At 51.6% G+C, this 14,506-nt stretch carries 11 protein-coding genes; 4 read left to right on the top strand and 7 right to left on the bottom strand.

All coding sequences use genetic code 11. The annotated features are described in order from the left end of the window. Nucleotides 1–225: 225 nt before the first annotated feature. Together ompR and envZ are read left to right on the top strand one after the other, a co-directional pair. Complete coding sequence (gene ompR / locus C0K55_RS11450; RefSeq protein ID WP_001157751.1) at nucleotides 226–945, top strand: osmolarity response regulator transcription factor OmpR; 720 nt, start codon at nucleotides 226–228, stop codon at nucleotides 943–945. Next, on the top strand, nucleotides 942–2,294 hold the full coding sequence (gene envZ / locus C0K55_RS11445; RefSeq protein WP_001253702.1) for a two-component system sensor histidine kinase EnvZ: 1,353 nt from the start codon (nucleotides 942–944) through the stop codon (nucleotides 2,292–2,294). Before ompR ends, envZ begins: the two co-directional genes overlap by 4 nt. Nucleotides 2,295–2,384: 90 nt before the next feature. On the opposite strand, the gene C0K55_RS11440 is transcribed toward envZ, so the two are convergent. Together C0K55_RS11440 and pckA are read right to left on the bottom strand one after the other, a co-directional pair. Further along, a complete protein-coding gene (locus C0K55_RS11440) occupies nucleotides 2,385–2,777 on the bottom strand; it encodes a hypothetical protein (RefSeq protein ID WP_016249283.1) in 393 nt (130 codons plus the stop codon). A 74-nt stretch (nucleotides 2,778–2,851) separates the two neighbouring features. Next, nucleotides 2,852–4,474 carry a phosphoenolpyruvate carboxykinase (ATP) gene (pckA, locus tag C0K55_RS11435; protein WP_001517232.1) on the bottom strand — a complete coding sequence of 541 codons (1,623 nt, stop codon included), beginning with the start codon at nucleotides 4,472–4,474 and terminating at the stop codon, nucleotides 2,852–2,854. 377 nt (nucleotides 4,475–4,851) lie between these two features. Between pckA and C0K55_RS11430 the strand changes: the two genes are divergently transcribed. Further along, nucleotides 4,852–6,576, top strand: a complete 1,725-nt coding sequence (locus C0K55_RS11430) for a DUF4153 domain-containing protein (RefSeq protein WP_105266378.1) — start codon at nucleotides 4,852–4,854, stop codon at nucleotides 6,574–6,576. Nucleotides 6,577–6,725: 149 nt separating this feature from the next. Here C0K55_RS11430 and hslO read toward each other — a convergent pair whose 3' ends face one another. From hslO to igaA, 4 genes are all read right to left on the bottom strand, one after another. Continuing rightward, nucleotides 6,726–7,604, bottom strand: coding sequence for an Hsp33 family molecular chaperone HslO (hslO, locus tag C0K55_RS11425; RefSeq protein ID WP_001517230.1), 879 nt, complete (start codon nucleotides 7,602–7,604; stop codon nucleotides 6,726–6,728). Between the two features lie 24 nt (nucleotides 7,605–7,628). Beyond that, a complete protein-coding gene (gene hslR, locus C0K55_RS11420; RefSeq protein WP_000660493.1) occupies nucleotides 7,629–8,030 on the bottom strand; it encodes a ribosome-associated heat shock protein Hsp15 in 402 nt (133 codons plus the stop codon). Nucleotides 8,031–8,040: 10 nt separating this feature from the next. Continuing rightward, nucleotides 8,041–8,709 (bottom strand): GMP/IMP nucleotidase, encoded by a 669-nt coding sequence (gene yrfG, locus C0K55_RS11415; RefSeq protein WP_000547898.1) that lies wholly within the window; start codon nucleotides 8,707–8,709, stop codon nucleotides 8,041–8,043. A gap of 63 nt (nucleotides 8,710–8,772) precedes the next feature. Next, nucleotides 8,773–10,908: an intracellular growth attenuator protein IgaA gene (gene igaA, locus C0K55_RS11410; protein WP_038355348.1), complete on the bottom strand. Its 2,136-nt coding sequence runs from the start codon at nucleotides 10,906–10,908 to the stop codon at nucleotides 8,773–8,775. A 321-nt stretch (nucleotides 10,909–11,229) separates the two neighbouring features. Here igaA and nudE point away from each other — a divergent pair, with 321 nt between their 5' ends. Next, the gene (nudE, locus tag C0K55_RS11405) at nucleotides 11,230–11,790 is read left to right on the top strand and encodes an ADP compounds hydrolase NudE (protein WP_000045743.1); all 561 of its coding nucleotides are present in this window, start codon (nucleotides 11,230–11,232) and stop codon (nucleotides 11,788–11,790) included. A 151-nt stretch (nucleotides 11,791–11,941) separates the two neighbouring features. Here nudE and mrcA read toward each other — a convergent pair whose 3' ends face one another. Continuing rightward, on the bottom strand, nucleotides 11,942–14,494 hold the full coding sequence (gene mrcA, locus C0K55_RS11400) for a peptidoglycan glycosyltransferase/peptidoglycan DD-transpeptidase MrcA (protein WP_016262610.1): 2,553 nt from the start codon (nucleotides 14,492–14,494) through the stop codon (nucleotides 11,942–11,944). Nucleotides 14,495–14,506: the final 12 nt, after the last annotated feature.

Here is a 14,506-nt window from a genome sequence, read left to right as displayed (position 1 = left end):
CGTTGATTCCCTTTGTCTGTTTGATAATGCGCACATTGGGTATAACGTGATCATATCAACAGAATCAATAATGTTCCGCCGAATAAATTGTATACTTAAACTGCTGTTTAATATGCTTTGTAACAATTTAGGCTGAAATTTATACCAGATTTAGCTGGTGACGAACGTAAGCTTTTTTAAGAATACACGCTTACAAATTGTTGCGAACCTTTGGGAGTATAAACAATGCAAGAGAACTACAAGATTCTGGTGGTCGATGACGACATGCGCCTGCGCGCGCTGCTGGAGCGTTATCTCACCGAACAAGGCTTCCAGGTTCGAAGCGTCGCTAATGCAGAACAGATGGATCGCCTGCTCACCCGTGAATCTTTCCATCTTATGGTACTGGATTTGATGTTACCTGGTGAAGATGGCTTGTCGATTTGCCGACGTCTTCGTAGCCAGAGTAACCCGATGCCGATCATTATGGTGACGGCGAAAGGGGAAGAAGTTGACCGTATCGTTGGCCTGGAGATTGGCGCTGACGATTACATTCCGAAACCGTTTAACCCACGTGAACTGCTGGCTCGTATTCGTGCGGTACTGCGTCGTCAGGCGAACGAGTTGCCGGGCGCGCCGTCGCAGGAAGAAGCGGTAATTGCTTTCGGTAAGTTCAAACTTAACCTCGGTACGCGCGAAATGTTCCGTGAAGATGAGCCGATGCCGCTCACCAGCGGTGAATTTGCGGTACTGAAGGCGCTGGTCAGTCATCCGCGTGAGCCGCTCTCCCGCGATAAATTGATGAACCTTGCCCGTGGACGTGAATATTCCGCAATGGAACGCTCCATCGACGTGCAGATCTCGCGTCTGCGCCGCATGGTGGAAGAAGATCCGGCGCACCCACGTTACATTCAGACCGTCTGGGGTCTGGGCTACGTCTTCGTGCCGGACGGTTCTAAAGCATGAGGCGATTGCGCTTCTCGCCACGAAGTTCATTTGCCCGCACGTTATTGCTCATCGTCACCTTGCTGTTCGTCAGCCTGGTGACGACTTACCTGGTGGTACTGAACTTCGCGATTTTGCCGAGCCTTCAGCAGTTTAATAAAGTCCTCGCATACGAAGTACGTATGTTGATGACCGACAAACTGCAACTGGAGGACGGCACGCAGTTGGTTGTGCCTCCCGCTTTTCGTCGGGAGATCTACCGTGAGCTGGGGATCTCTCTCTATTCCAACGAAGCTGCCGAAGAGGCCGGGCTGCGTTGGGCGCAACACTATGAATTCTTAAGCCATCAGATGGCGCAGCAACTGGGCGGTCCGACGGAAGTTCGCGTCGAGGTCAACAAAAGCTCGCCTGTCGTCTGGCTGAAAACCTGGCTGTCGCCCAATATCTGGGTGCGTGTGCCGCTGACCGAAATTCATCAGGGTGATTTCTCCCCGCTGTTCCGCTATACGCTGGCGATAATGCTGTTGGCGATAGGCGGCGCGTGGCTGTTTATTCGTATTCAGAACCGACCGTTAGTCGATCTCGAACATGCGGCTTTGCAGGTGGGTAAGGGGATTATTCCTCCGCCGCTGCGTGAATATGGTGCTTCGGAGGTGCGTTCGGTTACCCGTGCCTTCAACCATATGGCGGCTGGCGTCAAGCAACTGGCGGATGACCGCACGTTGTTGATGGCAGGGGTGAGTCATGACCTGCGCACGCCGCTGACGCGTATTCGCCTGGCAACGGAGATGATGAGTGAGCAGGATGGCTACCTGGCGGAATCGATCAACAAGGATATCGAAGAGTGCAATGCCATCATTGAGCAATTTATCGACTATCTACGCACCGGGCAGGAGATGCCGATGGAGTTGGCCGATCTTAATGCCGTGCTTGGTGAGGTGATTGCTGCGGAAAGTGGCTATGAGCGGGAAATTGAAACCGCGCTTGAGCCGGGCAGCATTGAAGTAAAAATGCATCCGCTCTCCATCAAACGCGCAGTGGCAAATATGGTGGTGAACGCCGCCCGTTACGGCAATGGCTGGATTAAAGTCAGTAGCGGTACGGAGCCGAATCGCGCCTGGTTCCAGGTGGAAGATGATGGTCCTGGTATTGAACCAGAGCAGCGTAAGCACTTATTCCAGCCGTTTGTCCGCGGCGACAGCGCGCGCACCATTAGCGGAACGGGGTTAGGGCTGGCAATTGTGCAGCGTATCATCGATAACCATAACGGGATGCTGGAGCTCGGCACCAGCGAGCGAGGCGGGCTTTCCATTCGCGCCTGGTTGCCTGTACCGGTCACGCGAGCGCAGGGCACGACAAAAGAAGGGTAAAAAAATGGGAGGCGATGAGCCTCCCGTTTTTTTCGCTTCTAATACATTATGCTCACAACACGAGAATATAGACTCATCGTGTTGATAAGATTATTCAACTTCCATATTGCTACTTACATTGCAAAAACCAACTTGATGAAGGTGAGCTATTTCACGAACTTTTTTCAATGCGTCATCTGCTACAGACCAGCTAAATGCCATATAGATAATATTTTTTCCAATTGAATAGTCGGTCAAATAAACATCTAATCCTGACTCATCCAGCTTATCGAACTGTTCGTCATCGGGGGCATCCGGCCCATTTAAATTAGGGAAGGTTTGAATCAGAGTTGAGTAAAAATTTCTAAGGGCGGGGCTGCTTATTTCTGAATTATTGTAGTCGTGTTGTTCACTCCACGAAGTTTGCTTCTCATACCATTCCATAAAAACAGCCGGATCTTGTGGGGCTGCACTACGTTCAAACACCATTAAATCGTAGCTCATTGATGCTTCCTTTCTACTATAAAAAATCCCCCGTATCTTGCGAAACGGGGGCTTTTGTCTCTTAACTTAACTGATTACAGCTTCGGGCCAGCAGCGACCAGCGCGGCACCCGCAGGGGTGTCGGTGTATTTATCGAAGTTGTCGATAAACAGTTTCGCCAGCGTTTCAGCTTTTTCCTGCCACTGTTCCGGAGAGGCGTAGGTGTTACGCGGATCGAGGATCTTCGTGTCTACGCCCGGCAGCTCGGTTGGGATCGCCAGGTTAAACATCGGCAGGGTGAAGGTTTCTGCGTTATCCAGCGAACCGTTCAGGATGGCATCGATAATGGCGCGGGTATCTTTAATGGAGATACGTTTGCCAGTGCCGTTCCAGCCGGTGTTAACGAGATATGCCTGCGCACCCGCCGCCTGCATACGTTTCACCAGCACTTCTGCGTACTGAGTCGGGTGCAGCGACAGGAATGCCGCGCCGAAACAGGCAGAGAAGGTTGGCGTCGGTTCGGTGATGCCACGCTCAGTACCGGCCAGTTTGGCGGTGAAGCCTGAGAGGAAGTGGTACTGGGTTTGATCGGCAGTCAGGCGAGAAACCGGCGGCAGTACGCCAAAAGCATCTGCGGTCAGGAAGATCACTTTAGTCGCGTGGCCCGCTTTGGAGACTGGCTTAACGATGTTTTCGATATGATAGATCGGATAAGAAACGCGGGTATTCTCGGTTTTTGAACCATCATCAAAGTCGATAGTGCCATCTTCACGCACGGTGACGTTTTCCAGCAGCGCATCGCGACGGATGGCGTTGTAGATTTCGGGTTCTGCTTCTTTCGACAGCTTGATGGTTTTCGCGTAGCAGCCGCCTTCGAAGTTAAATACGCCGTCATCATCCCAGCCGTGCTCGTCATCGCCAATCAGGCGACGTTTCGGGTCGGTGGAAAGGGTGGTTTTACCGGTGCCGGAAAGGCCGAAGAACACCGCAACATCGCCTTTCTCGCCAACGTTGGCGGAGCAGTGCATGGAGGCAATGCCTTTCAGCGGCAGCAGGTAGTTCATCATTGAGAACATCCCTTTCTTCATTTCGCCGCCGTACCAGGTGCCACCAATCAACTGCATGCGCTCAGTCAGGTTAAACGCAACGAAGTTTTCAGAGTTCAGACCCTGTTCTTTCCACTGCGGGTTGGTGCACTTCGCGCCGTTCATGACGATAAAGTCTGGTTTGAAATCTTCCAGCTCTTCATCACTCGGGCGAATAAACATGTTCTTGACGAAATGCGCCTGCCAGGCCACTTCGGTGATGAAACGCACGGAAAGGCGAGTGTCCGGGTTAGCGCCACAGAAAGCGTCAACGACAAACAGGCGTTTGCCGGAAAGCTGTTTGGTCACCAGGCCTTTCAGATGCTGCCAGGTTTCCGGAGAGAGAGGTTTGTTGTCGTTCTTACCTTTGCCTTTGTCGGCCCACCAGAAGGTATCGCGGGTAGTATCGTCACGGACGATATACTTATCTTTTGGTGAGCGGCCGGTGAAGATCCCGGTATCGACGGCAACAGCACCCAGGTTAGTTAACACCCCGCGCTCATAACCGGTCAGGTTTGGATCAAGCTCTTCCTGATACAACAGATCATAGCTTGGGTTGTAAACGATATCATGTACGTCACTGATACCATAAGCCTCGAGTTCTTGCGGGGTCAAACCATTGTTAACGCGCATTTCACTGCTCCTTAGCCAATATGTATTGCCTGAATAGTAAAGTCTTTTTGGGGGTGTTAACCGCGACAAGGCTCATAGATTTACGTATCTGGAGAAATTCATATTTGACAAAAAACTCCGTGATTCCTGTCACGAAACGGTTGCTATTATCGCAGAAATAGCATTCCCGGTGTGGAAAATGTTCTTAAAAGGTTAAAAATTGGTTTATATGGCAGGGATATTGTGAGCGTAATCGCATTCATTTATGAAACTGATGAAAATTCAATAGATAAAGTATCGATTCACCACGCTAACTTTTTTTGATTATTTTCTGAAAAAAGCAAATTAGTCCTGCCTGGATGCGATAATTAACTCTCCTTTCGAATCTGGATACCAACATGGACAACGTTGAACTTTCACCCGTAACACGCTGGGGAATGGTTGCTACCGGATTACTCCAGGGGCTGGTTTGCTACTTGCTGATAACCTGGCTTGCCGGAAAAAATAACAGTTGGATTGTCTATGGCGTGCCTGCGACCCTGGCGCTTTCATCTGTTTTACTCTTCACCGTGGTGTCCTTCAAACAGAAGCGACTTTGGGGATGGTTGGCGATAGTGTTGATTGCCACTCTCGGGATGAGCGGCTGGCTGAAGTGGCAAATTGATGGCATGAGTCCCTGGAGAGCGGAAAAGGCGCTTTGGGATTTTGGTTGTTATCTGCTGTTGATGGGAGTGATGTTGCTGCCGTGGATACAACAGAGCCTGCGTGTGCACAATGACATTACCCGCTATAGCTATTTTTACCAGTCGGTATGGCATAACGTACTTGTATTATTAGTGATTTTTATCACCAATGGCCTGACGTGGCTGGTGCTTTTACTGTGGAGTGAGTTATTTAAACTTGTTGGCATCACGTTTTTCAAAACGCTCTTTTTTTCAACCGACTGGTTTATTTATCTTACGCTGGGGCTGGTTACTGCGCTGGCGGTGATCCTGGCGCGGACACAGTCACGTTTAATTGACTCAATTCAAAAGTTGTTCACGTTAATTGCCACGGGTTTACTGCCGTTGGTGTCATTGCTGACGCTGCTGTTTATTATCACCCTGCCGTTTGCGGGCCTGAATGCGATTTCTCGCCATATCTCTGCCGCTGGGTTGCTTTTGACGCTGGCCTTTTTGCAACTGCTTTTAATGGCCGTTGTCCGCGATCCGCAAAAAGCATCAATTCCCTGGGCTGGCCCGTTGCGTTACCTGATTAAAACCGCTCTGCTGGTTACGCCGCTGTATGTGCTGATTGCCGCCTGGGCGTTATGGTTGCGGGTTGCTCAGTACGGCTGGACTGCCGAACGCTTGCATGGTGCGCTGGCTGTGGTGGTGTTACTGGTTTGGTCGCTGGGATATTTTGTCAGTATTGTCTGGCGTAAAGGGCAAAATCCCCTTGTTCTTCAGGGTAAAGTGAATCTTGCGGTTTCGTTGCTGGTGCTGGTAATACTGGTATTGCTTAATTCTCCAGTGCTGGACAGTATGCGCATTAGCGTGAACAGTCATATGGCGCGTTATCAGAGCGGCAAAAACACGCCAGACCAGGTGAGTATCTACATGCTCGAACAGAGCGGTCGCTATGGACGTGCGGCGCTCGAGTCGCTGAAAAGCGATGTCGAGTATATGAAAGAGCCGAAACGCAGACGGAGTCTGCTTATGGCGTTTGATGGAGTCCAGCGTCTTCAGCAGCGGATATCGGAAAAAGCATTAGCCGATAATGTATTAATTGCCCCAGGTTCTGGCAAACCGGATGCGACATTCTGGTCGGCAGTGATGAAAAATCTCTATAACGCGATGATATGTATTGAAAAAGACGCCTGTGTACTGGTTGAGCAAGATCTGAATAGTGATGGCAGGGCAGAGGGGATTCTTTTCGCTTTTAATAGTGAAAGATATATTGTTTATGGCTTTGATCCTGACAAGAAAGAATGGCAAGAGCTTACGATGAGTTTACTTCCGCGCGAAATAACGAAAGAAAAATTACTCACTGCTGCGAAGGAGGGAAAACTGGGGACGAAGCCTAAAGCGTGGCGCGATCTTACGGTGGATGGTGAAACGCTGGATTTGAATCTGAATGAGTGACAACGCGCATCTGATTTTTGCCGGATTCGGTGCGAACGCCTTATCTGACCTACAATAACTTGCGATTTATACCGTAGGCCTGATAAGCGCAGCGCATCAGGCTATTAAGACAAAAAATCCGGCAGAGTTGTCTCTGCCGGATTTACTAATTAATGAACCTGCGGGTCTGCCGGAGATGCGTTGTTGCGGATCCCGGCAATATCCATCGCATTGAACACATAGTGGTTACCACAGTAATCACAATGCATGTCAATTTCGCCTTCTTCCGCCAGGATGCTATCTACTTCTTCATCCGGCAGCGTTTTCAGCGCGTCGGCGCAACGTTCACGCGAGCAGGTGCATTTGAACTCAACATCCTGCGGATCGTAAACCGTCACTTCTTCTTCGTGATACAAACGCCACAAAACCTCGTTTGCCGGTAAGGTCAGCAGTTCTTCGGTTTTGATGGTTTCGGTCAGTGTCGCCAGGTGATTGAAGTCATCCTGCTGGGCATTTTGCGCAGGCATCACCTGCAACAGCATGCCGCCAGCGGCAGGCTTACCATCTACTTCGCCGGTGCGAATAAACAGGCGCGTCGGCAACTGTTCAGAACGCATAAAGTAATCTTCCAGGCAAGCTGCCAGGGTATCACCTTCCAGACCAACGACGCCCTGATAGCGTTCGCCTTCGCTCGGCGTAATGGTAATTACCACATAACCGTTACCGACCAGCGTTTTCAGATCGGCATTTTCTGGAATTTCGCCCTGCACGCGTGCGACGCCGCGCATCTGTTGTTTGTTGTTTCCGTTGATGACCGCCAGATTCATCGGGCCGTCGCCTTGTAGTTGCACGGTGATATCACCATCAAACTTCAGTGTAGCGGTCAGCAGGCTGGTTGCGACCAGCAGTTCTGCCAGCACGTTTTTCACCGGCTGCGGATAATCGTGATTCTCAAGGATCTGTTGCAGGGTTTCCGAAACGGTTACCAGTTCGCCGCGCACGGCAAAGTTTTCAAACAGATAGCGATGTAATTGGTCATGTTGCGGCATAATCATCTCTCTTGCAGGTGACAGTTATTCACTGTCGCCGTGTTTAAATCGTAACAGGTCGCGGCGCTCTTTTTTGTCCGGGCGTCGGTCCGGGTGCGGCATGGTTAAGGCATTAAGTTTACGTGCCAGCGCCATTTTTTCGCGTTTCTCTACACTTTCCGCAGTCTCTTCATACAGCAAGACCGCCTCGCTGGCGGGGCGACGCTGCTCAGTAATCGCCTTCACAATTACTGTTCGCTCGTCATTTCCCTGGCGCAGTGTGAGCGTGGCATTCAGTTCGACGACTTTACTCGGCTTGCTGCGCTGCCCGTTGTAATGCACCTTACCGCCTTCAATCATTTCGCGGGCCAGCGCGCGGGTTTTATAAAAACGGGCGGCCCATAGCCATTTATCCAGTCGAACCTCAACAGCAGGTTTTTCTTTCATGGCGTCTCCTTCACATTAGCGAGGGGATCAGGCGGCGGTAGTCATTCAGTGACGGATGGCGCTCATACTGTTTTTCAGCAATCCCTGAGTCGGGATTAGTAACGCCGAGGCAGTAACGAATACCAAATTGCGCGGCAGCGTCGAGAATCGCTTCGCTGTCATCAATAAACAGCGTTCTTTCAGCTTTCAGACCCGTAGCTTCGGCCACCGCATGCCATAACCGCTGATCCTCTTTCGGATAACCAAATGTGTGGGTGGAAAGTAATAAATCAAGGTGTGCGTCCAGACCGGTATGCTCGAGTTTTACCGCCAGATTGTGCGGATGGGCGTTAGTGAGCAAAATTCGCCGCTTGCCGCTGGCTTTCAGAGCTTCAAGAAACGGAATGGTATCTTCACGCAGCACGGCGCGTGGCCCCATTTCGGTGGTCATCGCGCAAATATCCAGGCCCAGTTGCTCACTCCAGTAATCAAGACAGTACCAGTTTAGCGTATGCTGCACGTCGTGATATTGCTGGCGCATATATTCCATCGCTTCTTGTGGCGTGACACCGTTCTGCGCGCCCCAGGTTTCGGGCACCAGCTTTTGCCAGAAATAGTTATCGAAAGCGAGGTCGAGCAGTGTGCCGTCCATATCCAGCAGAACGGTGTCTACGTCCTGCCAGGCAATGTTGATATGCATGGGGGAATCTCCAGAGTGAAGCAATTTGCGCGACAGGGTAGCATAACCTGCCGCGCAAACGTGTTATTCGATGAGGCTTTCTGAAGATGTCAGCAGTTTCGAATTCAGGCAGTTTTCGTAGTATTCCTGAATTTTTAGCATACGGGTACGGTGACGCTGGCATCGCCGCCAGGCCTGCACGCCATTATAGATGGCGCTGCCCAGCATCGTTAGCAACAGCAATGTCGTGCCCAGATAGCGCCACAGTCCGGAGCGATCCGGGATGGGGTGCAGGCCGATATGCTGCGTGCCGTTGGCGTCGGTGAAAATTTTGGTGACGATCCCCTCGGCGTTAAAAGGCGTATGCATCAACATTTGTGCCAGCTTCTGGAAGGCGTTCCACTGCTCTTGTGGCGGATAATCATAAAGCGAAACCGCAGGCCACGGTTGATCGACTAAATCACTGCCTTCGTCGCTGACAATCAGGAATCCTCCCGGTGCCGGGCTATTCAGTGATTGCGCCGCTCGCGCCGTTTCATGAGTGATGAATGGTGCTGTAGAGGTTTCCACCAGGTTATCGAGTGATTCTGCACTCACCGGGCGGAGTAACACATTGACACCGTCGAGTTTTCCGGCGTTGGCGCGTTTTACCAGTGCGTCCCAGTCCTTACTGTTGCCGAGATTTACCAGCGCATTTTTCAACCGTACACAATCATCTTTGGCAGCACAGAGATCAGCCGTCTTCAGCACAATGTCGCCAAAGTCATCAAGCAGTACCATGCCGGATTTCTGAATTGCTGAACGCAATGAGGCGCTGACGCGAGATTCATCATCCGGTTTCGGGTGCAACTGGCGGTTTACTGCCTCGGTCAGTGCCGTGGCCTTGTTGACCAGTTCAGACTCTGGTAATGGCAATGAACGGGCGTCATTCCAGATGATCTGCGAGCAGTCAAATGGCAAAAACGGTGAATTAGTTTTCGCGCTCCAGGTGCCGGAAGTGCGGATATTACACATCCCTGTACCGCTAAGACGTAAGGTATCGCCTACACGTACTCCGGCATCTGCCAGTTGTTTAACGCTGGTGGCCTCAATGGTCTGCGCGCCTTTCATCCAGGAGAGGGTGAATTTCAGCGGCATATCCAGCGGGATCCAGAACAGCAGCATAAACAGCACCAGCAGCGATCCGGCAGCGATAACCGTACTGCGTAGCCAGTGTTGCAGCGGGAAGTTTTTCACTTCGTCATGCAGCGAAAGATAGCGTCCCTGGCGTACCACATGCCGATCAAGGTAGATATCGATATCCGTTTGCTGCCCCAGATCCTGGGCAATATAAGGCTGCCAGTGCGCGGGATAGACCAGGTCGATAATACCGAGCGAGATATTGTTGATTTGTTCCTGATCGTTTTCGCCAAATAATCCCCAACGACGCGGCGTACCACGCAGACAGTGGATCTCCCGCAGGGATGATTTTGCCGGCGGTGCAAATAGTCCCCACAGGCCTGCTCCCAGCAGCAGTAATGCGCCACCAGCCAGCCACGGAACAAAGACATCCGGGGTAATCAGGCAGAAAAAGAACATCAGGAAGGAGGCGACAATCAGTAACGCTTCACGCAGCCCACGCGGGCGACTAAGCGCATACTCTTCGTGCGTTTCTTTGCGAATATTGAGTAATTCAATTTGTTCGCTTTCTTCTCCGCGAATCGACGCCTGCGTTGACGGGACTGGCTGTAACGCATAGCCGCGAGTTTCCTGCATGTATTCTTGCAGCGTATGACCGTTGAGTGAAATAACCAGCGGCAGCGAATCGGTATGGATCAGTTCAACGGTATTTTCATCGTTGATGTACTGCTCCCAGAACGGGGGCAGGTGGACTTCCACCGAATCGAGATAGTAACGCCATTTGTTTGGATCGTCGGTAGAAATGCCATAACGCGTGATGGCGTGCGTCAACATCATGACGTTGTTGCTTTCGGCGTTCAGGGTCAGAGAAACAGGAGCCGTGCTGGCACCCGTTGGGCCGGGAACCTGCAAAACCTGCGTCAGACTGTCGAGATAATTTTCAACGGCGCTACGTTCTTCAGAAGTGAGTTTGCGCGTTTGCGCATCAGCGAAGGCGTTAGCCCAGGACAGTGGACGTCGCCTGGAGCGTACTTTTATCAGCCATCCTGCAAGTAGTGAGCAGGCCAGCAAAGCAGCTAAAAAAATCACAATGGTGCTCATGCTTTCCCCATCTTACTTAATTTGTCAGGTGTGGTTAGTCGCATCCTGGACACAATATAGGATTCTGCGGTTGGCTATCGGCAAGCGTGGAGTTGAACTTGAGCATCATTAAGCGCATCCCAGTAACCGCTGATCATAGCAAACCCTCTGAGGGCGGAATATCAGCAAATTCCTGGACTTATTTCAACCTATTGACTTTTTATTTGATTTGAGAATGATTATTTATTAGGTTACGTAAATGTAAATAACATGCAATTCACATTGCCGAAAGCGTGTCCGATATCGCACAATAACTGCTGATTTCACAGCATAGATTCCACGATGAGCAAATCATTACAAAAACCCACCATTCTGAATGTTGAAACTGTAGCCCGTTCCCGATTGTTTACCGTCGAAAGCGTGGATCTGGAGTTCAGCAACGGCGTGCGGCGTGTTTATGAACGAATGCGTCCAACCAACCGGGAAGCCGTGATGATTGTGCCGATTGTGGACGATCACCTGATTTTGATCCGCGAATACGCAGTGGGAACTGAATCCTACGAGTTAGGATTTTCGAAAGGGTTAATTGACCCCGGTGAAAGTGTCTATGAAGCCGCTAACCGCGAGCTAAAAGAAGAAGTGGGATTTGGTGCGAACGATCTGACTTTCTTGAAGAAGCTCAGCATGGCACCGTCTTACTTTTCCAGCAAAATGAATATCGTGGTGGCGCAGGATCTCTACCCTGAATCGCTGGAAGGCGATGAGCCAGAGCCGCTGCCGCAAGTGCGCTGGCCGCTGGCGCATATGATGGATTTGCTCGAAGACCCTGATTTCAACGAAGCGCGCAATGTCAGTGCGCTGTTCCTGGTACGTGAGTGGTTGAAGGGGCAGGGGCGGTTGTAAATACGTGAGGCTTGCCTGATGCGCTACGTTTATCAGGCCTACGCGGTTCCTGCAATATATTGAGTGTTCACGATTTTGTAGACCAGATAAGGCACTTGTGCCGCATCCGGCAAAAAAAGCCCGACAACATTAACGTTGCCGGGCGTCGTTTTTAGAACAATTCCTGCGCCTCACCATTATCGATAATGGTCGTTCCCACCTCGCGCACCGCCTGCTGTGTAGGCTGCGTACCTTCGATGAAATACTCTTCGCGGCTGTTGCCACCATTAGCCAGTTGCCCGGTGCTGCGATCGATATTCACCGTCACAATGCCTGGTGGCGGTGTCAACGGTTGTTCCGGCACGCCTTCCAGCACGGCTTTCATATAAGCATCCCATGCTGGCTGCGCGCTCTTCGCTCCACCTTCATAACCCGAGATCTGATCTTTAATCGCGCCGGAAGCCGTGGTGTGGCCGAGATTGCGGCGGTGATCGTCAAAGCCAATCCATACCGAGGTCACAACGCCTGGACCGTAACCCGAAAACCACGCATCTTTCGAGCTGTTGGTTGTCCCGGTTTTCCCGCCAATATCATGACGTTGTAAATCACGGCCTGCGCGCCAGCCGGTGCCCTGCCAACCTGGTTCACCAAAGATATTGGTGTTCAGGGCGCTCTTAATCAGGAATGCCAGCGGTGTGCTGATGACGTGCGGTGCGTACTCTGGTGCGCCAGTCTTCGCCACTAATGTCTGATTAGCCTGCTCCAGTTGCGGCATTGGAACGGAAACATTCTGCTGCGAGCGAGAGGTAGCAACATCTTCAACGTCGCTATTTTCCAGCACGTTCGATTTTTGCGTATCACCGTAAATCACCGGAATATCACATTCCGGGCAGGCTACTTTCGGTTTAGCTTCGAAAATCACGCCACCCTGGTCGTTTTCAATTTTGCTGATAAACCAGGGGTCAACTAGGAAGCCACCATTAGCCATCACTGCGTACCCACGCGCCACCTGTAGCGGCGTGAAGGAAGCAGAACCCAGCGCCAGCGATTCAGTGTGGACAATGTTTTGTGCCGGGAAGCCGAAGCGTTGCAAATACTCTGCGGCATAGTCCACGCCCATCGCACGCATCGCTCGTACCATTACCACGTTTTTCGACTGACCCAGCCCCTGGCGTAAACGGATTGGACCGGCATACTGCGGTGGTGAGTTTTTCGGCTGCCAGTCTGAACCCGCGCCTGCATCCCAGCGGGAAATCGGCACATCGTTCAACATACTTGCCAGCGTCAGACCTTTATCCATCGCTGCGGTGTAGAGGAAAGGCTTGATATTCGAACCAACCTGACGCAGCGCCTGGGTGGCGCGGTTAAATTTGCTCTGGTTGAAGTCAAAGCCACCAACCAGCGCCATAACCGCGCCGTTTTGTGGATTGATAGATACCAGCGCTGAGTTCACTTCCGGCACCTGTGCCAGCCACCAGGCATCGCCCATCTGGCGAACCCAGATTTGCTGACCTGTTTGCACAACATCGCTCACTTTACGCGGCGTCGGTCCCTGCTGAGTATCTGAACGATAAGGCCGCGCCCAGCGCACTCCTTCCATTCGCAGCGTTACAGATGTTCCGTCCGCCAGCATTGCTGTCGCTTCCTGCGGGTTGGCGCGGGTGACCGCGGCAGGCAGCAGCGGACCATAGGTCGGCAGCGCCTTCAGCGTATCGGTAATCTTTTTGTCATCCCACGCTGACTCACCTGCTTTCCACAGCACATTGGCTGGGCCGCGATAGCCATGACGCATGTCGTAGTCCAGAACGTTATTACGTACTGCTTGCTGTGCGGCCTGCTGCACTTTGCGGGTAATGGTAGTGTAAATGCGATAACCGTCTTCATAAGCGCTTTCGCCGTAACGGTTATACATCTCCTGGCGTACCATTTCGGTGAGATACGGCGCTGAGAAGGCGATCTCCGGTGCGTGATAGTTGGCGTTAACCGGCTCAGTGCGTGTCTGAGCGTACTGCTGTTGAGTGATATACCCTTCGTCCAACATTCGCGACAGCACGACGTTCCGTCGCGCAACGGCACGATCCATAGAGTAGAGCGGGTTGAAGGTGGAGGGGGCTTTCGGTAGCCCGGCAATCACCGCCATTTCGTTCAGCGTCAATTGATCGACCGTTTTACCGAAATAGACTTGTGCCGCAGCACCGACACCATAGGCGCGGTAACCGAGGTAAATCTTGTTCAGATAAAGCTCGAGGATTTCGTCTTTCGTCAGCAACTGTTCAATACGAATCGCAAGGAAGACTTCCTTAATTTTACGCATCAGCGTGCGTTCTGGACTCAGGAAGAAGTTTCTCGCCAGTTGTTGGGTGATGGTGCTCGCCCCTTGTGATGCGTGGCCGGAGAACAGCGCCACGCTTGCCGCACGGAAGATCCCCACCGGGTCAACACCGTGATGCTCGTAGAAGCGGCTGTCTTCCGTCGCAATAAAGGCTTTCACCATTTCCGGCGGGATTTGATCCAACGTAACCGGAATACGACGTTTTTCACCGTATTGAGCAATTAGCTCGCCATCGGCACTGTAAATCTGCATCGGAATTTGCAGGCGTACATCTTTTAATGTCGCCACATCCGGCAGTTGTGGCTCGATGTAGCGGTAGAGGCCATAAATCGAGCCTGCTCCCAGCAGAATGCAACAGACTGCAAGGATCAATAAATACTTTACGAACTTCACTGGAAATTTCCC

Source organism: Escherichia sp. MOD1-EC6098 (assembly GCF_002965865.1).
GTDB lineage: Bacteria > Pseudomonadota > Gammaproteobacteria > Enterobacterales > Enterobacteriaceae > Escherichia > Escherichia marmotae.
This window is presented reverse-complemented; position numbering and strand designations above follow the sequence as displayed.

What these genes read in the sequence shown, in the direction of transcription:
- pckA (WP_001517232.1), bottom strand. Translation starts at nt 4,474, where the DNA reads ATGCGCGTTAACAATGGTTTGACCCCGCAAGAACTCGAGGCTTATGGT.
- nudE (WP_000045743.1), top strand. Translation starts at nt 11,230, where the DNA reads ATGAGCAAATCATTACAAAAACCCACCATTCTGAATGTTGAAACTGTA.
- hslO (WP_001517230.1), bottom strand. Translation starts at nt 7,604, where the DNA reads ATGCCGCAACATGACCAATTACATCGCTATCTGTTTGAAAACTTTGCC.
- envZ (WP_001253702.1), top strand. Translation starts at nt 942, where the DNA reads ATGAGGCGATTGCGCTTCTCGCCACGAAGTTCATTTGCCCGCACGTTA.
- C0K55_RS11440 (WP_016249283.1), bottom strand. Translation starts at nt 2,777, where the DNA reads ATGAGCTACGATTTAATGGTGTTTGAACGTAGTGCAGCCCCACAAGAT.
- hslR (WP_000660493.1), bottom strand. Translation starts at nt 8,030, where the DNA reads ATGAAAGAAAAACCTGCTGTTGAGGTTCGACTGGATAAATGGCTATGG.
- C0K55_RS11430 (WP_105266378.1), top strand. Translation starts at nt 4,852, where the DNA reads ATGGACAACGTTGAACTTTCACCCGTAACACGCTGGGGAATGGTTGCT.
- igaA (WP_038355348.1), bottom strand. Translation starts at nt 10,908, where the DNA reads ATGAGCACCATTGTGATTTTTTTAGCTGCTTTGCTGGCCTGCTCACTA.
- ompR (WP_001157751.1), top strand. Translation starts at nt 226, where the DNA reads ATGCAAGAGAACTACAAGATTCTGGTGGTCGATGACGACATGCGCCTG.
- yrfG (WP_000547898.1), bottom strand. Translation starts at nt 8,709, where the DNA reads ATGCATATCAACATTGCCTGGCAGGACGTAGACACCGTTCTGCTGGAT.